This is a genomic window from Tateyamaria sp. GN1-10 (assembly GCF_055693845.1).
In genome coordinates, this window is sequence record NZ_JBVFUR010000004.1 from 3326393 (window position 1) to 3345049 (window position 18657).

Consider the following 18657-nt stretch of genomic DNA (forward strand, 5'->3'; position numbering starts at 1 on the left):
ACCTCTCAGCAAAAATCCTTCACATAAACACGCACGCCCAGGTCACCCCTTGTCCGCCCTTTTTCGGCAAGACGGGGTGGGTGGGTGGGCGGCTTGCCGAAAAAGGGCGTTCTCAAAACGGCGCCTCCAGATCGCCCATGCGCACATAGACGGATTTCACCTGGCTATAGTGCTCAATGGCCGCTTTGGAATTTTCGCGCCCCACACCCGACGCCTTCACCCCGCCGAATGGCGCTTCGACCGGCGCGTCATTGTACGTGTTGATGTAACAGGTGCCCGCCTCGAACCCGGCAGCCACACGGTGCGCGCGCGCCAGATCACGGGTAAAGACGCCTGCGGCAAGACCAAACTCGGTGTCATTGGCACGGGCCATCACATCACCCTCATCCTCGAAATCCAGCACCGCCATGACGGGGCCAAATATCTCTTCGCGAGCAATGGTCATGCCATCGGTCACGTCGGCAAACACCGTTGGTTCCAGAAAGAAGCCATCACGCTGCAGCCGATTGCCACCGCAGACCAGCCGTGCGCCTTCATCCTGCCCCTTGGCGATGTAGCCCTGCACGATCTCCATCTGGCGTTCACTGACCATCGGACCAAAACTTGTCGCAGGGTCCTGCGGATCGCCAATCACCGCCTGCCCCAACCGCTCGGACAGCCGCGCCAGAAATGCCTCCTTGATGCCTTTCTGAACAAACACCCGCGTTCCGTTGGAACAGACCTGCCCCGAGGAATAGAAGTTGCCAAGGATCGCCCCCGATACCGCATTCTCAATATCGGCATCGTCAAAGACGATCATCGGGGACTTGCCCCCCAACTCCATGGTGACATGCTTCATCTCGGCCGCCGCAGCAGCATAGACCTTACGCCCGGTCGGCACCGAACCGGTCAGCGACACCTTGTCGACACGGGCGTCCGTCACCAACGCCGCGCCCACGTCGCCCAGGCCTTGCACCACATTGTAAACGCCAGCAGGCGCACCCGCTTCATGCAGAATCTCGGCGACCTTCAAGGCACAGAGCGGCGTGGTTTCCGACGGCTTGAACACCATCGTGTTGCCGCAAGCCAGCGCAGGCGCGCCTTTCCAGCTCGCAATCTGGGTGGGATAGTTCCACGCCCCGATGCCCACACACACACCCAAAGGTTCGCGACGGGTATAGACCCAATCCTCACCCAACTGGATATGCTCGCCGGTCAGGGTTGCGGCCATGCCGCCAAAATACTCAAGCGCATCCGCGCCAGAGGTCGCATCTGCAACGCTCGTCTCCTGATAGGGCTTGCCGGTGTCATAGGTCTCCAGCACCGACAGCTCATGGTTGCGTTCGCGCATGATGTCGGCGGCACGGCGCAGAATGCGGCCCCGCTCGGTTCCAGTCATGGCCGCCCATGCTGCCTGTGCGCCGCGTGCAGCCTCCAGCGCGCGATCGACGATGGCCGGTGTCGCGGAATGCACCCGGCCAATCACCTCGCCGGTCGCCGGATAGATCACGTCAATCGGTGTGCCAGCCGTGTCTTCAACATATTCGCCGCCAATGAAATGGCTCGCTGCCGGTTGGGTTTGCATTCAAATCCTCATGTGTTGAATGGGGCGGCGGGACAGGCCCACCGCCCCCGCGATGTCTATTCTGCCGGGGCCGCGTGCACGCTGCTCAGGTCATCCAGCGTATCACGGCGCATCAGCACCCAGGCAAGGCACGCCAGGTAGATGCCAATGACGGCGGTGCCGACCCACTGGATCTGCAACCACTGGCCTTGGAACAGCAGGGTCAGCACGAACAGCAGGGCGGCATTGCCCAGCACGTATTGCACCTTGCCAAAGCGGTCGGCAGTGACGTTCAGGTTGTCGGTGTAAAGCCGGATCAGCGAGTCAAACGAGTTGATCACGAACAGAATACCCACAACGGTCATCGACCAGTTGACCAGCCCGGTCATGTCGATGGCGTTCAGGTGATACCAGTAGGCCACCGTGAACCACACACCCAGCGGGATCGACGGGAAGATCAACAACGCCGCCAGCAGCTGCCACGTGGTCAGACCACCCACGAAACGCGACGTGAACTGCCCGATCATGATCGACCACGCAAACCACCAGAACAGGTAGAATTCGTGATAATCGGTCAGCGGGATGATGAACTTGTGTATGTTGGCAAAGTAACCGCCGATGTTGCTGCCCGTGGACAGGAACTCACCAAAGCCCATGCGGCCGTTGACCCACATGCCCGCGATCAAGGCAAAGAACACAAGGGTCGATGCGACGGACAGAATCTTCACATATTTGATGTCCGTCGATGAATACGATGCGGCAAGGATGACACCAAAGCAGATGATATAAAACGCCGGGATCACCGTTTCGCCGTCGCCAACTTCGGGGATGTAGTAGGGCATGTAGATCAGGAACAGCGCACCGGTGAAGGCACAGGTCGTGATGATGACCAGGTTGTTGATCAGCTTGACCAACCCGTTCTCAAAGAACTTCACCCGCGGCTCGATGGCGCAGAAATAGAATGCCGTCAGAAAGTAGAACGCCCAGATCAGAAAGCCCCAGAACCCGAACTCAAGCGCCAGCGGGTTCGTGAAAGCATAGGCAGGTTCCGTCGCCGTGTCGGCATAAAGCGGGAAGTCAAAGGCAATCGGAAACATGATCAGGCCCACATCAAGGCCCGAGGTGAACAGTATTGCAATGAACACGAACAGGCTGACGGGCTGCGGCCCGGTCAGTCGCACATTCCAGTATTTGATCGTGATGAATGCCACCAGCACAAAGGCCAGTAACACCCCGAAAGATATAATCGTCGTGAGCATAGTTAAGGTCCCTCCTTGTTGACCCGTTGGCTTTGGCGCCTTTTTGTTGATCCATCGCCACCCCGCACCAAGGGCCTTCATGCAATGGTTTATTCTCCGCGCGGAAAGCGCTGATTTTCCTCTAGAATATTCAAATTCATGTGGTTGCGCATGTAACGCTCAGACGCCTTTTGCAGCGGTTGGTAGTCCCATGGATAGTAGCCACCCTCGCGCAGCGCCTCGTAGACCACCCAGCGGCGGGCCTGACTGGTCCGCACATCTGCGTCAAAACGGTCCAGATCCCAGCGCGCGTCCGCCTTGGCCTGCAACTGGGTCAACGTGCCCTGATGGGCCGGCACATCCGCAAGGTTAGTCAACTCATGCGGATCGGCCTCAAGATCAAACAGTTGATCGGGGTCCAGCGTACAGCGGTTGTACTTCCACTTACCATAGCGCAGCGACACCATAGGGGCGTATGACGCCTCGGCCGCGTATTCCATCGCCACCGGTTCGGTGCGCTCAACACCCTGCCCCTGCGGGACCAGCGATTGCCCGGCGGTCCACGGCATCACCTCGGACATGTCCACGCCCGCCAGATCGCACAAAGTGGGACACACATCGATATTGCTGACCGGATCCGCCACCAGCCCCGGCGCCATCGACGGGGCAGAGATCATCAGCGGCACCCGCGACGACCCTTCATAGAAGGACATCTTAAACCACAACCCGCGCGCACCCAGCATGTCACCATGGTCGGACACGAACAGGATGATCGCCTCCTGCCGTGTGCCCTCCAGCGCCTCCAGCACCTCACCGATCTTGTCATCGAGATAAGAGATATTAGCGAAATAGGCGCGGCGCGACCGACGGATATCCTCGTTCGAGATGTTGAAGTTGTCGCGATCATTGGCATCAAGGATGCGCTGCGAATGCGCGTCCTGATCCTCGTAGGGAGTCGCGCCGACCTCGGGCATCAGATGCGCGCAGTCTTCGTAGAGATCCCAGTATTTCTTGCGCGCCACATAAGGGTCGTGGGGGTGTGTGAAGCTGACAGTCAGGCACCAGGGCCGCGCGTCATGCCCGCGCCCCAGATCATAGATCTTGCGCGTGGCGTGATAGGCAACCTCGTCATCATATTCGAGCTGGTTGGTGATCTCGGCCACGCCCGCGCCTGTGACTGACCCCATGTTGTGATACCACCAATCGATCCGCTCGCCCGGCTTGCGGTAATCCGGCGTCCAGCCGAAATCAGGTGGGTAGACATCGGTGGTCAGACGCTCTTCGAAGCCGTGCAACTGATCCGGTCCGACAAAATGCATCTTGCCCGAAAGGCAGGTCTGATACCCCGCACGGCGCAAATGATGTGCATAGGTGGGGATTGACGATGGAAACTCGGCCGCATTGTCATAGACGCCCGTGGCACTTGGCAACTGGCCTGACATAAACGCGGCCCGCCCCGGCGCACAGAGCGGCGAGGCGGTATAGGCATTGCGAAAACGGGTCGACCGGGCGGCCAGCCTCTTGAGGTTTGGCGCATGCAGCCAATCCGCAGGCCCATCCGGGAACAGCGTACCGTTCAGCTGATCCACCATGAAAATCAATATGTTGGGCTTGTTCATTGATATCGCCTCGTCAGCGTATCAAGGGCCCGCAGCGCTGTTGCCTTGGCAGAGTCACCCGACTCATCCTTGGCCAGTGCGGCGCGCAGATACAGACCATCAATCAGCGCACCCAACATCTCTGCATCATTGCGTGGGTCCGCGCCGATCCCGCGCAACGCATGGGTCAGGTTCGACCGCAGGCGCTTCTGATACAGCATCAAAAGACGATGGGTTTCCGGGTGTGTGGTGGCATGGGCATAAAGCGTCATCCACGCAACGACGGTCGCGGGCGCAAAACTGGACGGAGCAAAGCTGGCTTCAATCAGCGCTTCGGCCCGCGCGCGCGGCGTGCGGGCTTTGGACAGGGCTTCCAGCACCTCGGCTCTGTAGTCGAGTAAGATCTGCCCCATGGCAGCAAGGAAAATCTGGTGCTTGCCGCCGAAATAGTGATGCGCCAGCGCCGACGACATGCCCGCCCGTTTGGCGATTTGGCTCACGGTCACATCCAGCGACCCGGCCTCTCCGATCTCGGCGATCGTTGCCTCTACCAACGCCGCCCGGCGGATCGGTTCCATCCCCAGTTTCGGCACGCGCATCCCCTTTTCCAAAGATGCGGCGCAAGTTGCAGGTTTTTTATTGATCAGTCAATCAATAAAAATATCAGAGCTTGGTTGCGGGGCTGGGCGGCGTGATCGGGCGACGCTTCAACACGGCCTCGCGCCATGTGATGAATGACACAGCCGCCAGGATCAGCGCCCCGCCAAGGATCACCCAAATGTCCACCGGCTCGGCAAAAACCACCGCACCTAGCAACACGGCCCACACAAGCTGCAGGAAGGTCACAGGCTGCGTCACGGTCACGGGTGCCGCGGCAAAGGCCATGGTCATCGTGTAGTGCCCCGCAGTCGCAAAACAGGCGACCAGAAACAACAGACCCAACTCGGTCGCAGTCGGCATCACCCAATTGGCCAAAGCGAAAGGCGCCAGACATACGGTCACCACGATCGAGAGCATGGCAACTACCACCGCAGGCTTCGCCTCATCCGCCATGATCTTGGCCAACAGATATGAGCCCGCAAAGCTCACCGCGCAAAACAGCATAGCGATATGGCCCGGCGCGACCTCGCGAAATCCGGGGCGCAGGATTACCGCCGTCCCGACCAGGGCTACGACGATGGCCGCGATCCGGCGCAGGGCGAGACGCTCGCCCAGAAACAGCGCCGCACCGATGCTGACATAGACGGGCGCAAGGTAGTTCATCGCCGTCACCTCGGCGATGGGAATGCGTGTCATGGCAAAGAACCACAGGATCACGCCGCCGGTGTGAAAAACACCCCGCAAGGAAAACAGCCGCCACTGCCGGGCCGTCAACCGCGCCTCTCGCAAGGCGGGCAACATGGGCAGCAGAAATACAAGGCCCAGCAAGTAGCGCAGAAACGCCGCCTCAGCCGGTGGAATACGGTCGCCCATATACTTGACCAACGCGGTCACCGCGACAAAGCAGAACCCGGTCACCAGCATCCAGACGATGCCGACCAGCGGACGAGATGGGGAAGAGGTCATGCGCGCATGAACCCCGAAACTTGGGCAAAGGGCAAGCCGCTAAAGCAGTAGAAGTTTGAGCGCGATGGCCCACATGGTCAGAGCGATGATTCCGTCCAACACTTGCCACGCGCGCGGGTTTGCAAAAAGCGGCGCCAGCAGCCGCGCGCCATAGCCCAGAGAGAAAAAGAACGTAAAGCTGGCCAACACTGCCCCGACACCAAAGATCAAACGGTCAGGATACTGGGAAGAGATCGATCCAATCAGCACAACGGTGTCCAGATACACATGCGGATTCAACCAGGTCAGGGCCAGCACGGTCAGAATCGCGGCACGCAGGCTCTGGGTGTTTTCGCCTGCAACGTCCAACACTGCGCCCCCTTTCCATGCAGACCGCGCGTTCCGCCAGCCATACCAGATCAGGAAGGTCGCCCCGCCATAACGCATCAGCGGCTCGAACCACGGCACCGCCTCTGCCAAGGCACCAAAACCCGCCACCCCGGCGGCAATCAGAACGGCATCACAAGTCGCGCAGGTCAGACACACCCAGAACACGTGCAGGCGCCGCAAGCCCTGCCGCAGCACAAACGCATTCTGTGCTCCGATCGCCAAGATTAGCGACAAAGACAGAAAAAAACCGGGAAGGAAGGACGCCATGTGACTGCTCAAATTGCAAGACGTCCAGACGTAGCCAAATCAACTGCAGTGCGCAAGCCTGCCCGAGCTATACACTTTTTGCACATCAGCCTTGCAAAAATGTGAAGAGCATATTTCGGAAACAGTCCCTATATCCCTCCGACCGGCGTGCAACGACATGCCTTACTACTGCCAGCAGCTGTCAACTGATGCGGGTATCACGTTGATCTGATCTTTGATGATTGGCGTATGACCTTACAGACCCCATATGCTGGTCAACGATAACAAGGATGAAATCCGATGCTTGACGATACACATACCGTCGATCTGACCAAGCAGGACCTCGAATTGATCGAGGCCGCGCTGCAAACACAGGAAAAGATCCTGTCGGTGCAAAGCCGCGCCGGCGGTGCTGCCGCGCGCACGCGCTTGAACGATCTCAAAGGGCTGATGCGCCGGTTGCGCCGTCAGACCCCAGCCCCACATGCCGACAGCTCCCAAAGCTGGAGTCAGGTCGCCCGCCAGCTGTTCTTCTGATCCGCAGAAGAACAGCCCATAAGGCACAAGAACAACGCCGCCCCCGCGACAGGGCGGCGTTTTGCTTTTTAAGGGGCAGCCTCAAAGCAACTCAAAACAAAGCGCCGCCCACCAGAACGTCCCGTCTTGCCGACTGCCGCCCATGCGCCATACTGCGGATGAACCCCATGTATTCGAAAGGCGCCCCATGCTGACCATCTATGCCTTGACCTGGATCGGCGTCCTCGCTGCGCAAATTTCACCCGGACCAAACCTGGCAGCGGTGGCCTCTGTCGGTCTGGCGCAGGGTCGGTCACCCGCCCTATTCGTCGTTGCTGGCATAGCATCCGGCATGCTGGTCTGGTCAGCCGCGACGGCCCTCGGCCTCGGCGCATTGATCGAGGCTGTCCCCCTCTCCCTGCTCATTCTGAAAATCGCAGGCGGCAGCTACCTGCTCTATCTCGGGATCAAGGCCGCGCGCGCCACACTGCGCGGCAGCAGCCCCACAACGATCACACCCAACGCACAACCGCTCGACAGGCAATCCGCATGGCGGCGGGGGCTGCTTGTCGTGCTGACCAATCCAAAGGCCGCATTGATGTGGGCCGCTGTTGCGTCCTTCCTGTTTGGCCAAGGCTTGAGCGCGCTTCACGTTTTAGCCTTTGGCCCACTCGGCGCACTGTCCGGTCTCGTGATCTACGGGACATATGCGCTGCTTTTTTCCACAGGGGTTGCGATGCGTGGTTACGCCCGGTTCTCAGCTTCAGTCGAAGGCGTGTTTGCCGCCGCCTTCAGCGCCATGGGGGCAAGCCTGCTCTGGTCAGGCCTGCGCGAAACACAAAAATAGCGGGGCAGCCGCGCGCGCCCCGCTATTCAGAATTTGCCATTTCAAAATGCGGTCAGGCTAGTGTCTCCCTAGCCTTCCAGCTGGGCCATCACTTCGTCACTGGCCTCGAAATTGGTGGTGACGTTCTGCACGTCATCATCGTCTTCCAAGGCATCAATCAGCCTCATCAACTTCTGCATGCCTTCCAGATCCATCTCGGTCGTCGTGGTCGGGCGCCAGATCAGCTTGGTGGACTCGGACTCGCCCAGATCCCCTTCCAACGCGCTGGACACTTCGTTCAGGTCGGTATCCGCACACCAGATCACGTGCCCGTCCTCGGTGCTCTCCACATCCTCGGCCCCCGCTTCGATGGCCGCCATCATCACGGTGTCCGCATCGCCCGCCTCAACAGCATAGCTCACAGCGCCCTTGCGCTCGAACATGAAGCCGACGCTACCGGTCTCGCCCAGGTTCCCGCCATTTTTGGTAAAGGTCGAGCGTACGGTCGATGCCGTCCGGTTGCGGTTGTCGGTCATCGCCTCGACAATGACCGCCACGCCATTCGGGCCATACCCCTCATAGCGGATTTCTTCGTAATCCTCGCCCTCACCCGCGATCGACTTCTTGATGGCGCGGTCGATATTGTCCTTGGGCATCGACTGCCCCTTGGCCTCTTTCACGGCCAGACGCAGGCGCGGATTCTTGTCGGGATCAGGGTCGCCCATCTTGGCGGCGATTGTGATCTCTTTCGACAGTTTCGAAAACAGCTTGGCGCGCAGTTTGTCCTGGCGCCCCTTGCGGTGCTGGATGTTTGCCCATTTTGAGTGGCCGGCCATGCGCGCCTCCTGTCTCGTAAATTCGGTGGTCCGGGCGTCTATAGGACATCGGCAATGGGCGGGGCAAGGCCACCCTGTGCGCGCACGCAGCCCGCCCGTGCGTAGCGCGCGCCCTACGCTCTGTTAGCTTACCTTCAAACAAGGCGGAGACGACAATGGGCGTGATGATCGAAGGCAGGTACGAGGCCGAAGACCCCGGTCCCGGCACCACAAGAAACGGGGCCTATGAACGCGCCAAGAGCACCCTGCGCGACTGGATCACGACAGACGGCCCCTTCACGCCGGACGCGGGCCGCTACCACCTCTTTGTCGCGTGGAATTGCCCATGGGCGCACCGCACGCTTCTGGTACGGGCTGTACTGGGCCTGCAGGACGCAATCAGCATCAGCATCGCAAAACCGCGCCGCACCGATCAGGGTTGGGTGTTTGATAGTGAAGGAGAATACGCCGACACCGAACTAGACGCACAAGCGGTGCATCAGGTCTACGCCCGCCAGCGTCCGACCTACACGGGCCGCATAACGGTGCCAGTGCTCTGGGACAAAGACACGCAACAGATCGTCTCGAACGAAAGCGCGGACATTGTGCGCATGCTCGCAACGACGTTCGACACCAACCGCCAACTGTGCCCGCCACAACATGTGGCCGAGATCGACCGCTGGAACACCCTGATCCACGCAAAGATCAACAACGGTGTCTACCGCGCGGGTTTCGCCCGCACGCAAGAGGCTTACGACACAGCCGTGACTGACCTCTTCAACACGCTGGATGATCTGGAACAGCACCTCTCAGCGCACCCTACGCTCGTGGGCAACCAACTGACCGAGGCCGACCTCCGCCTCTTCCCCACCCTCACCCGCTTTGACGTCGCCTACCACTATGCGTTCAAATGCAACCTCGCCAAACTCAGCGACTACCCCGCGCTCTGGGACTATGCCCGCGCCCTATACGCCCTGCCCGGCGTGGCCGAGACGGTCAAACCGGACATCTACAAGGCGGGCTACTTCTCTCAGTCCGAACTGCGAAACCCGCTCGGCATTGTCCCCGCGGGGCCAAAGGTCGACTGGTCAGAACCAGCGACACGCAAAATCACCCTTGGCCGCCCCACATAGCAATACGTCATAATCAAACTGCTTCATCTTGCCAGATAAACTTCGGGAAGTTTGAGGGGCAGAGCCCCTCATTCAGTTAATCGCGTCGCGCAGCATCCTTTGGATCACCGAACGTTGCGTTAACCCGTGCCCCGCCGCCCGATGGTGGTGTACAGGGGGTGTACGGATGCTGCACGGGGGGTGACAGCCGGTCTATGACGTCAATCTCCATGAAAACAAAGTAAACACGCGCACCGAATCGCGCCGCTCAGAAACAACTGGCACCCCTGCCCCCGCGCCCCTAACGTGCCCCGCATGACCACAGACCAGATTATCCTCTTCTCCCTCTTCGGTGCCGTCTTCGGCCTGCTGCTCTGGGGCCGCTTCCGCTATGACATCGTCGCCTTCTCCGCCCTCATGCTGGGTGTCGTGCTGGGGGTGGTCCCAAGCGATGATGCCTTCTCCGGCTTCGGCCACCCGGCCACTCTGGTGGTGGCTCTGGTCCTCGTTGTCTCCGCTGGCCTGGTCCGCTCCGGCGCGGTCTTCCTGATCACCCGCACCCTCGTCGATGCCAGCCGCTCGCTGGGGGCGCATATCACTCTCATGGGCGCCATCGGCGGCGTGCTCTCGGCCTTCATGAACAACGTCGCAGCGCTCGCCCTGCTCATGCCCGTGGACATCCAGACCGCGCGTAAAGCCGGGCGTTCCCCCGGCCTTAGCCTCATGCCTTTAAGCTTCGCTACAATCCTTGGCGGCATGGTCACACTGATCGGAACACCGCCCAACATCATCATTGCCTCCATCCGCGAAGACAGCCTTGGCGAGCCTTTCCGCATGTTTGATTTCGCCCCGGTGGGCGGCGTTGCTGCCATCGCTGGGCTTGCCTTTGTGGCCCTGATCGGATGGCGCCTGATCCCCGCCCGGGCCGATGCCACCGCCGAACTTGAGGATATCGGAAGCTACATCGCCGAACTGGTTGTGCCAGAGGACAGCAAGCATATCGGCAAGCGGTTGGCTGAATTAGAAACGGATGCGGACAAGGCCGACGTGGCCCTTGTGGGCCTCTTGCGCGACGGCAAGCGCCGCTACGGTCGCGCCCGCAACTCCGAACTGCGCGCAGGCGACGTACTGGTGATCGAGGCCACGCCAGACGCGCTGGATGAATTCCGCGCAGCCATCGGCCTTGCCGTGGCAGATGCGGATCGGGAAGAGAAGTTGAATGCCGCAGGTGAAGGTGTTGAAATTATTGAAGTTGTCGTGACCGACAGCAGCCGTCTGGTGGGCCGTACTGCACAATCCGTGGGCCTTGCCTGGCGGCACAATACCGTGCTTCTCGGCCTTTCGCGGGCAGGTGTGCGTGTAACCCGGCAGATCCGCCAGACCGAAATCCGAACTGGCGATATCCTACTCCTGCTGGTCCCTCGCGACACCGGAAATGATGTCACCAACTGGCTGGGCTGCCTGCCGCTCGCAGAGCGGGGTTTGTCGGTCACGGCAGATGACAAGGTTTGGCTCGCCATCGGGCTCTTTGTCGGCGCGGTGGCCGCCGCCAGCGTCGGCCTGCTCTACCTGCCCATCGCCCTTGGGCTTGTTGTCGTCGCCTATGTGCTGTCGCGCATCGTGCCTTTGTCAGAACTCTATACCCACATCGAATGGCCCGTCGTCGTACTGCTGGGGTCCATGATCCCATTGGGGGCGGCCCTTGAAAGTTCGGGCGGAACCGAACTGATCGCAGGGTGGCTGGTTAATCTGACCGAAGGTCTGCCCGCATGGGCCGTCCTGACAGTGCTGATGGTGGTCACGATGAGCCTGTCGGACGTACTCAACAACACCGCAACCACCATCGTGGCTGCCCCCGTGGGCATTCAGATGGCGCAAACCCTCGGTGTGTCCCCCGACCCATTCCTGATGGCAGTCGCGGTCGCAGCCTCGTCGGCCTTCCTGACCCCGATCGGACACAAGAACAACACGCTGATCCTTGGCCCCGGCGGTTACCAGTTCGGCGATTACTGGCGCATCGGCCTGCCGCTCGAAGTGATCGTGGTGGCTGTATCTATCCCGGCCATCCTCGTGTTTTGGCCGCTTTGAACACACGCCTGACAACGGCTGACCAAGGGTCAACGTTGCACGCTGCGGACGCACGCGTCTAACGTGTCCCGCAGGGAGAAAGACTATGGACATATTGATTAACGTGGTGCTGCCACTGTCGCTCGCCATCATCATGCTGAGCCTCGGCATCGGCCTGACCTTTGGCGACTTTGGACGTGTGTTGCGCACCCCAAAAGCCTTTACAATCGGTGCGGTGGCGCAGGTCATTCTATTGCCCGTGGTGACCTATATCACCGTCCGCGCCTTTGGCCTGGCCCCCGAAATTGCTGTGGGATTCATGCTGCTGAGTTTCTGCCCCGGCGGGGTGACGTCAAACATGATCTCGCGCCTGGCCAAGGGGGATGTCGCCCTGTCGGTATCTCTGACCGCCGTGATCAGCCTGCTCAGCATCATCACCGTACCTGTGCTGGCAGCATGGTCCGTCGTGCACTTCATGGGTGACGCTGCGCCCGACGTGTCCGTCACGTCGCTGGCCATTGCCATGTTCCTGATCACAACCCTGCCGGTTTTGATTGGGGTTCTCATCCGCCACTTCGCCACCAGCTTTGCCACGCGCATCGAACCGCTGCTGACCCGGATCGCAACCGTCTTGTTTGTTGTCATCGTCCTCGCTGCCCTCGCAGGCAACTGGCAGTTGTTCGTCGATAACCTCGGCACGTTGGGCCCGGCCCTGATCATCCTGAACGCCCTCCTGTTGGCCTTGGGTCTTGTCCTGGCGCGCGCACGCGCCTTGCCGTGGGGCCAGTCCAAGACCATCTCGATTGAAACAGGTATCCAGAACGCCACGCTGGGCATCACTCTGGCCGCCCTGATCTCTGGCCAGTCCGAAGGGTTCAGCGCCATGGCTTTGCCCTCAGCCGTGTATGGCATCACAATGTACATCGTCGCCGCGCCGTTCGTGGCGTGGTTCCGCAGCCGCTAAGGGAGAGAGTGATGGATCAGGCAGACGCCATTGTCGTGGGATCGGGCCTTGCCGGTTTGGCCGCCGCTGCCGACTTGGGCGACCGGGGCAAGCGGGTCATCATCGTGGATCAGGAGCCCCGCAGCTTTCTGGGCGGTCAGGCCTTCTGGTCCCTTGGTGGTCTCTTTATGGTCGACACCCCCGAACAACGGCGTATGGGCATCCGCGACAGCCGCGAACTGGCCCTGAACGACTGGATGGGCAGCGCGCAGTTCGACCGGGATGAAGACGAAATGCCCCGCAAATGGGCCGAGGCCTATATCGACTTTGCGGCCGGAGAGATGCGGCCCTGGCTGCATTCCATGGGCCTGCGCTGGTTTCCCATTGTGGGCTGGGCCGAACGCGGCGGCAGCTATGCCGACGGACATGGCAACTCGGTCCCCCGCTTTCACATCACGTGGGGCACCGGCCCCGGCATCATCGAACATTTCGTGCGCCGCTGCGAAGAGCATGAGAAATCGGGCCTGATCCAATTCAACTTCCGACACCAGGTCGACCGGATCGACATGGAAAACGGCACGGCCAAGGGGGTCAGCGGCACAGTTCTGGCCGAAGACGGTGCGGAGCGTGGGCAGAAGACCAACCGCAATGCGGTGGGCGAGTTTGCACTGCGCGCACCCTCTGTCATTGTCACTTCGGGTGGGATTGGCGGCAATTTCGACATGGTGCGGAAAGTGTGGCCCACCGACCGTCTGGGTCCCGCGCCCAAGGACATGGTGGCGGGTGTGCCCGCCCATGTGGATGGCCGCATGATTGGCATTTCCGAAAATGCAGGTGGGCATGTCATCAACGGCGACCGCATGTGGCACTACACCGAAGGGGTCAAGAACTGGGACCCGATCTGGCCCAGCCACGGCATCCGCATTCTGCCCGGTCCCTCATCGATGTGGTTTGACGCGGAAGGCAACCGGTTCGCTCCCCCGCCCTACCCGGTTTCGACAGCATGTCGACCCTGCGCGATATCCTGGCAACGGGCTATGACTACAGCTGGTTCGTGCTGACCCAGAAGATCATCAAGAAGGAATTTGCGCTGTCGGGCTCTGAACAGAACCCGGATCTGACGTCCAAGAAATGGTCCGAGGTGATCAAGCAACGCGTGCTGTCCGGCAAGAACGCGACAGCTCAGGTTGAGGCGTTCAAGGAACGTGGCGAGGATTTCGTTGTCGCCAATGACCTTGCGACCCTCGTGCGTGGTATGAACCAGGTGGCAGGCGGCAACCTGATCGACGAGGCGAAACTGCGCGGCCAGATCGAAGCGCGGGATGCGCAGATCGACAACCCGTTTTCCAAGGACGCCCAGATGATGGCCATCCACGCCGCGCGGAACTACCGCGGTGATCGCTTGCTGCGGACGGCCAAACCCCACAAGTTCCTTGATCCCGCCAATGGTCCCCTGATTGCCGTCAAACTGCACGTTCTGACGCGCAAGACGCTGGGTGGGCTGCACACCACGCTCGACAGCCAGATGATCGGGGCCAATGGGCAGCCCGTGCCCGGCCTGTTCGCCGCGGGTGAAGTGGCGGGCTTTGGCGGTGGCGGCTATCACGGCTACAACGCACTTGAGGGCACGTTCCTTGGCGGCTGCATCTTCTCGGGTCGCAACGCCGGTAGGTCGCAGTCAATCGCCTGACGGCCCACCAACCCTTGCTCTGTGTGCGGGGTGCAAATGCACCGGCGCTTCGCCAAAGAGATGCGCAACGCCAGCATCATCGAACATGGCCCAGCGGGCCGCGACAAGTTGAAAATACCGCGTCTCGCACCCCCATGCATCGCGTGAAAAGCGCGACCGCCAAACCCCTTCTACCCGCATGGGCAGCTGGATCGTATCGATCCCCTCTTCACGCCAACCAGGGGTTTTCGACCGCGTCTGAAACAACATCGACCGCAGCCGCGCCTCAAGCCCCTTGGCCTGTTTGGCCCTCCGCCCGGCAAATAGCACCTGAATGGCAGCCCCATCGCGCACAAAACCACGCACGACCAGATCCTGCCGGTTGTTGCGGTGAATCTGTGGCACAAGCCCAACGGTGATCCGCCGCACCGGCGAGCGGAACAGCCCGTTATCCTCGTAAGCGGGAGTGATAAGATGCGCAGGGCGGCGAAGGTCGGGCATGGACTGTGCTTAGGTTGACTGTCCCTCGGCATAGCACTGACGTTGTTAACAGTCCCTTGCCATCACAGTGGCCAAATAACGGGGATAACGGCAGACGCAAGCAACCCAACGCTCAGGTTCAGTGGGATACCAACGCGCATGAAATCCGTAAATTTATAACCACCGGGTCCATAGACCAACATGTTGGTCTGATAGCCAATGGGCGTTGCGAACGACGCGGACGCGGCCACCATCACAGCCACAACCAATGGACGCGGATCAATCCCGAGCGCCGAAGCGAGCCCAATCGCAATCGGCGTGACGACAACAGCAACGGCATTGTTGCTGACAAGCTCGGTCAGAACAGAGGTCAGCAAGTACACTGCCCATACAATCAGGAAGGGCGGCAGAACCATCAGGCCGGGGGCAATTGCATCGACAATCAATGAAACCGCCCCCGTCGCCTCGAGCGCCGCCCCGATTGCCAGCATGGCAAAGATCAGCGCCAGCAAGCGGCCATCGACAAAGGAAAACGCCTCGTCCGCGTCAATGCAACGGGTGATCAGGACGACAGCCACCGCCAGAACCGACAACATCAGGATTGGCGCCACACCAAACGCGGCAAGCACGACGATACCAAGCAAGGCCAGAAGCGCGATGGGCGCATGGCTCCGCCGAAACTCGCGCTGCGAGGGTTTGGAGACATCCACCATGTCCATGTCTGCCGCCAAACGCTGAATGTCTTCGGGCGCCCCTTCCAGCAGCAGCGTGTCGCCCACCTTGACCACCAATTCATCCAACTGCCGCCCGATGTTCTGGTTCCGGCGATGCACGGCCAAGGGATAGACGCCATAGCGGCGGCGCAAACGCAATGTCCCCAGCGACCGACCCACCATTCTGCAGCCGGGGGTAATGAGCACCTCGACCGTTGTGGTTTCGACCGCCCCAACTTGATCAATGCGCTTGAGTTCCTTGTTGCGTTGCAGGCTCAAAAGCTCGGTCATCTGCGTGCGCAGAACCACGCGATCCCCAACCCGCAACTCCACCCCCTGCAGATTGCGACGCAAGGATTCGTCCCCGCGGATCACATCGACCAGACGCACGCCATCGCGCTTGAACAGCTGAACGCCCGTGACCTCGCGCCCCACAAGGTTGGAGTCCGGCGGGATCACCGCCTCGGTAAAGAACTTCATTCGGCTGCGGTCACTCAATAACCCCGCCATACTGTCCCGATCCGGCAGCAGCATGGGACCAAAGAACCGAAGATAGATCATGCCCCAGATCACCAGAATAATGCCCAGCGGGGTCACTTCGAAAATCGTAAAGGGCTCCATTCCCTGGGTCCGGGCCACCCCGTCCACCAGCAAGTTGGTCGAGGTGCCGATCAGAGTAAGCGTGCCCCCGAGTATCGCCGCATAGCTGAGCGGAATCAGCATCTTGGACGGGTTCAGCCCCATTGTCTTGGCCAGTTGGATGATGACCGGAATCATGACCACAACCACCGGCGTGTTCGACACGATGGCCGAACTGAAGACCACAAAGGTCATCAACAGGACGACGGCAATCGCCGGGTTGGTGCGGGCCTTCCGATCTGCCAGCCCTGTAAAAGCATCAAGCGCACCCGTGCGCACAAGCGCACCCATGATGATGAACATGGACGCAATGGTCCAAGGTGCCGGGTTCGACAGCACTGCAAGGGCGTCATCGTAGGGGAGCGCGCCGGTGGCCAGCATCAGGGACGCCCCGCCAATGGCAACCACCTCGGTCGGAAAGACTTCGCGCAGAAACAGCACGAACATCACGCCGACGACCACTAGTGTCAGAATGGCATTGCCTGTTTGCGAAAGCTCGATCAGCCCCATAGGCACGGCCCCTGTTCTTGCGCATGTCAGCGCGCACTGTCCCCCAAGGGACCAGCCTCTGCAACCCGTGCGCGACGTGGTTGGACCAGAAACATGCCCACCATCATCAAAGCGAGCGCGCCCCACACTGTCGGGGCATAGGCTTCGCCAAGGATCAAGCGCGCCCAGAACACGCCGAAAAGCGTCACGAGAAAGCTGACCTGAACCGCAAAGACGGGTCCTGCGCGCCCCACCAGCCAGACATATCCAGCATAGACCAGCACATGCGTCGTTGCACTGATGGCAAGCGCGATATCCGGGGCTGCAAAGGGTGGGCGCGGATCAATCCACTGCCCGCTGAACAGGGCCAGCGGCAAGGCGATGATGGCACCGACAATGGATGCGCCCCACAAAACCTGTATGGCGTCGAGGCCCGCAGTGCCCCAGCGCGCGACATAGTTGCCCTCGAACGCATAAAACAGACCTGCGATCAGCCCTACTCCGACCCAAATGACAGGGATCGCACCCGTCATCGCGGCGTTGGGCAGCACGATCACAAGCACAGCGGTCAAACCGATCAGCAACCCGGCAAATCGCCGCCACTCAAACCGGTCCAGCCCAAGGGTCAGCGCGATGGGAAAAGCCCAGATCGGAATCATCGACAGCAGGATCGACATGATGCCCGATGGCAGGTGCACCGCAGCCTGGTAGCTGGCCGAGTTCGGCAACACGGATCCAATCAAGGCGATGACAAGATAGACGCGAAGATGCGCGCGACCCCGCGGCAGCCGCACACCGCGAAGTAGCCCCAGCACCGTCATGACCACGACCCCAATCGCCAATTGCCAGAACAAGAGGCCAAAATGCTGGTAGCCGGTGCTCACCGCGATCTTGGTCAGCGGCATGGTTAGGCCCCACCCTGCCCCTAACAGGATCAGGACGGCGATAAAGCCCAGCGCCGCCTCGCGTGTCATGGACGGCTGGTTTGCAGCAGACCACCCTCGCGCACCATTTCGATACGCGTGGCCCGGCCATCATTCCCGGTTTCGACATACACACCCGACAGGGTCGCGGAGCCAAGGGCGGGCTGAAACCGTTCCTTGGGCATGCCGGTGATGAAACGGCGCAGCGGCTCGTCGCGTTGCATGCCTATGACCGAATTGTAATCGCCACACATGCCCGCATCAGTCAGATAGGCGCAGCCCTTGGAGAGGATCATGGCGTCAGCGGTGGGCACATGCGTATGGGTACCAACCATCAAGCTCGCGCGCCCGTCGCACCAATGGCCCATCGCCATCTTCTCGGACGTTGCCTCGCAATGGAAATCTATGATGATCGCGTCCGCCTGCCCGCCCAGCGGATGAGTGCGGAAGACGGTCTCGAGCGCTGAAAACGGATCATCAAAGGGGCGCTTCATAAAAACCTGCCCCAAGGCCTGCGCCACCAGAACCTTCTTTCCGTTCCGCGCCGTGAACAGGCGCGCGCCCTTACCCGGTGCCGCCTTGGAAAAGTTGAGGGGGCGGATGATGCGCGACTCTTCCTCGATAAACCGCAACATGTCCTTTTGGTCAAAGGCATGATCGCCCAGGGTCACGCAATCCGCCCCGGCCTCAAGCAGCAGCTTGGCATGCGCACCGGACAGTCCCATGCCAGAGGTCGCGTTCTCTCCGTTCACCACGACAAAATCGAGGTTCCAATCGGTGCGCAAGCGCGGCAGATGGTCGGTGATCGCCTGTCGGCCAGCCCGGCCCATGACGTCACCCAAGAAAAGCAAATTCATACGGCCCCATATGCCTCCATATGGCAGAACGGCAAGTCCAAAGGCACG

The 18657-nt window shown here is 60.6% G+C and carries 16 protein-coding genes and 1 pseudogene; 6 read left to right on the plus strand and 11 right to left on the minus strand.

Annotation, left to right across the window (positions count from 1 at the left end):
• Nucleotides 1–112: 112 nt before the first annotated feature.
• The 6 genes from betB to ACZ1HN_RS18610 all read right to left on the minus strand — a co-directional run bounded on the left by betB (nucleotide 113) and on the right by ACZ1HN_RS18610 (nucleotide 6581).
• The gene (gene betB, locus ACZ1HN_RS18585; protein WP_472728560.1) at nucleotides 113–1564 is read right to left on the minus strand and encodes a betaine-aldehyde dehydrogenase; all 1452 of its coding nucleotides are present in this window, start codon (nucleotides 1562–1564) and stop codon (nucleotides 113–115) included.
• A gap of 56 nt (nucleotides 1565–1620) precedes the next feature.
• Nucleotides 1621–2802 (minus strand): BCCT family transporter, encoded by a 1182-nt coding sequence (locus ACZ1HN_RS18590; protein ID WP_472728561.1) that lies wholly within the window; start codon nucleotides 2800–2802, stop codon nucleotides 1621–1623.
• An 89-nt stretch (nucleotides 2803–2891) separates the two neighbouring features.
• The gene (gene betC, locus ACZ1HN_RS18595; protein WP_472728562.1) at nucleotides 2892–4400 is read right to left on the minus strand and encodes a choline-sulfatase; all 1509 of its coding nucleotides are present in this window, start codon (nucleotides 4398–4400) and stop codon (nucleotides 2892–2894) included.
• The gene (gene betI / locus ACZ1HN_RS18600) at nucleotides 4397–4972 is read right to left on the minus strand and encodes a choline-binding transcriptional repressor BetI (RefSeq protein WP_472728563.1); all 576 of its coding nucleotides are present in this window, start codon (nucleotides 4970–4972) and stop codon (nucleotides 4397–4399) included. The genes betC and betI overlap by 4 nt, the downstream gene beginning before the upstream one ends.
• 70 nt (nucleotides 4973–5042) lie before the next feature.
• Nucleotides 5043–5945, minus strand: a complete 903-nt coding sequence (locus tag ACZ1HN_RS18605) for a DMT family transporter (RefSeq protein WP_472728564.1) — start codon at nucleotides 5943–5945, stop codon at nucleotides 5043–5045.
• A 39-nt stretch (nucleotides 5946–5984) separates the two neighbouring features.
• The gene (locus ACZ1HN_RS18610) at nucleotides 5985–6581 is read right to left on the minus strand and encodes a LysE/ArgO family amino acid transporter (protein ID WP_472728565.1); all 597 of its coding nucleotides are present in this window, start codon (nucleotides 6579–6581) and stop codon (nucleotides 5985–5987) included.
• Between the two features lie 279 nt (nucleotides 6582–6860).
• Between ACZ1HN_RS18610 and ACZ1HN_RS18615 the strand changes: the two genes are divergently transcribed.
• Nucleotides 6861–7097: a hypothetical protein gene (locus ACZ1HN_RS18615; protein WP_189369043.1), complete on the plus strand. Its 237-nt coding sequence runs from the start codon at nucleotides 6861–6863 to the stop codon at nucleotides 7095–7097.
• 187 nt (nucleotides 7098–7284) lie between these two features.
• On the plus strand, nucleotides 7285–7923 hold the full coding sequence (locus ACZ1HN_RS18620; protein WP_472728566.1) for a LysE family translocator: 639 nt from the start codon (nucleotides 7285–7287) through the stop codon (nucleotides 7921–7923).
• Nucleotides 7924–7991: 68 nt separating this feature from the next.
• On the opposite strand, the gene ACZ1HN_RS18625 is transcribed toward ACZ1HN_RS18620, so the two are convergent.
• Nucleotides 7992–8738: a YebC/PmpR family DNA-binding transcriptional regulator gene (locus ACZ1HN_RS18625; RefSeq protein ID WP_472728567.1), complete on the minus strand. Its 747-nt coding sequence runs from the start codon at nucleotides 8736–8738 to the stop codon at nucleotides 7992–7994.
• A 155-nt stretch (nucleotides 8739–8893) separates the two neighbouring features.
• On the opposite strand from ACZ1HN_RS18625, the gene ACZ1HN_RS18630 reads away from it, so the two are divergent.
• From ACZ1HN_RS18630 to ACZ1HN_RS18645, 4 genes and pseudogenes are all read left to right on the plus strand, one after another.
• Nucleotides 8894–9850 carry a glutathione S-transferase family protein gene (locus ACZ1HN_RS18630; protein WP_472728568.1) on the plus strand — a complete coding sequence of 319 codons (957 nt, stop codon included), beginning with the start codon at nucleotides 8894–8896 and terminating at the stop codon, nucleotides 9848–9850.
• Nucleotides 9851–10144: 294 nt separating this feature from the next.
• Nucleotides 10145–11917: an SLC13 family permease gene (locus ACZ1HN_RS18635; protein ID WP_299598727.1), complete on the plus strand. Its 1773-nt coding sequence runs from the start codon at nucleotides 10145–10147 to the stop codon at nucleotides 11915–11917.
• Between the two features lie 85 nt (nucleotides 11918–12002).
• The gene (locus ACZ1HN_RS18640) at nucleotides 12003–12860 is read left to right on the plus strand and encodes a bile acid:sodium symporter family protein (protein WP_472728569.1); all 858 of its coding nucleotides are present in this window, start codon (nucleotides 12003–12005) and stop codon (nucleotides 12858–12860) included.
• Nucleotides 12861–12871: 11 nt separating this feature from the next.
• A pseudogene (locus ACZ1HN_RS18645) lies at nucleotides 12872–14529 on the plus strand (FAD-binding dehydrogenase).
• Here the strand turns inward: ACZ1HN_RS18645 and ACZ1HN_RS18650 are convergent.
• The 4 genes from ACZ1HN_RS18650 to ACZ1HN_RS18665 all read right to left on the minus strand — a co-directional run bounded on the left by ACZ1HN_RS18650 (nucleotide 14518) and on the right by ACZ1HN_RS18665 (nucleotide 18609).
• Entirely contained in the window at nucleotides 14518–15009 is a 492-nt protein-coding gene (locus tag ACZ1HN_RS18650; protein WP_299202493.1) for a hypothetical protein, read from the minus strand. The pseudogene ACZ1HN_RS18645 and the gene ACZ1HN_RS18650 overlap by 12 nt on opposite strands.
• 62 nt (nucleotides 15010–15071) lie before the next feature.
• Nucleotides 15072–16850 carry an SLC13 family permease gene (locus ACZ1HN_RS18655; RefSeq protein ID WP_299743072.1) on the minus strand — a complete coding sequence of 593 codons (1779 nt, stop codon included), beginning with the start codon at nucleotides 16848–16850 and terminating at the stop codon, nucleotides 15072–15074.
• Nucleotides 16851–16876: 26 nt separating this feature from the next.
• Nucleotides 16877–17803 (minus strand): DMT family transporter, encoded by a 927-nt coding sequence (locus tag ACZ1HN_RS18660; RefSeq protein WP_472728570.1) that lies wholly within the window; start codon nucleotides 17801–17803, stop codon nucleotides 16877–16879.
• Nucleotides 17800–18609 (minus strand): TIGR00282 family metallophosphoesterase, encoded by an 810-nt coding sequence (locus tag ACZ1HN_RS18665; protein ID WP_472728571.1) that lies wholly within the window; start codon nucleotides 18607–18609, stop codon nucleotides 17800–17802. The genes ACZ1HN_RS18660 and ACZ1HN_RS18665 overlap by 4 nt, the downstream gene beginning before the upstream one ends.
• Between the last annotated feature and the right edge of the window lie 48 nt (nucleotides 18610–18657).

What these genes read in the sequence shown, in the direction of transcription:
- betB (WP_472728560.1), bottom strand. Translation starts at nt 1,564, where the DNA reads ATGCAAACCCAACCGGCAGCGAGCCATTTCATTGGCGGCGAATATGTT.
- ACZ1HN_RS18590 (WP_472728561.1), bottom strand. Translation starts at nt 2,802, where the DNA reads ATGCTCACGACGATTATATCTTTCGGGGTGTTACTGGCCTTTGTGCTG.
- betC (WP_472728562.1), bottom strand. Translation starts at nt 4,400, where the DNA reads ATGAACAAGCCCAACATATTGATTTTCATGGTGGATCAGCTGAACGGT.
- ACZ1HN_RS18605 (WP_472728564.1), bottom strand. Translation starts at nt 5,945, where the DNA reads ATGACCTCTTCCCCATCTCGTCCGCTGGTCGGCATCGTCTGGATGCTG.
- ACZ1HN_RS18610 (WP_472728565.1), bottom strand. Translation starts at nt 6,581, where the DNA reads ATGGCGTCCTTCCTTCCCGGTTTTTTTCTGTCTTTGTCGCTAATCTTG.
- ACZ1HN_RS18615 (WP_189369043.1), top strand. Translation starts at nt 6,861, where the DNA reads ATGCTTGACGATACACATACCGTCGATCTGACCAAGCAGGACCTCGAA.
- ACZ1HN_RS18620 (WP_472728566.1), top strand. Translation starts at nt 7,285, where the DNA reads ATGCTGACCATCTATGCCTTGACCTGGATCGGCGTCCTCGCTGCGCAA.
- ACZ1HN_RS18625 (WP_472728567.1), bottom strand. Translation starts at nt 8,738, where the DNA reads ATGGCCGGCCACTCAAAATGGGCAAACATCCAGCACCGCAAGGGGCGC.
- ACZ1HN_RS18630 (WP_472728568.1), top strand. Translation starts at nt 8,894, where the DNA reads ATGGGCGTGATGATCGAAGGCAGGTACGAGGCCGAAGACCCCGGTCCC.
- ACZ1HN_RS18635 (WP_299598727.1), top strand. Translation starts at nt 10,145, where the DNA reads ATGACCACAGACCAGATTATCCTCTTCTCCCTCTTCGGTGCCGTCTTC.
- ACZ1HN_RS18640 (WP_472728569.1), top strand. Translation starts at nt 12,003, where the DNA reads ATGGACATATTGATTAACGTGGTGCTGCCACTGTCGCTCGCCATCATC.
- ACZ1HN_RS18650 (WP_299202493.1), bottom strand. Translation starts at nt 15,009, where the DNA reads ATGCCCGACCTTCGCCGCCCTGCGCATCTTATCACTCCCGCTTACGAG.
- ACZ1HN_RS18655 (WP_299743072.1), bottom strand. Translation starts at nt 16,850, where the DNA reads ATGGGGCTGATCGAGCTTTCGCAAACAGGCAATGCCATTCTGACACTA.
- ACZ1HN_RS18660 (WP_472728570.1), bottom strand. Translation starts at nt 17,803, where the DNA reads ATGACACGCGAGGCGGCGCTGGGCTTTATCGCCGTCCTGATCCTGTTA.
- ACZ1HN_RS18665 (WP_472728571.1), bottom strand. Translation starts at nt 18,609, where the DNA reads ATGAATTTGCTTTTCTTGGGTGACGTCATGGGCCGGGCTGGCCGACAG.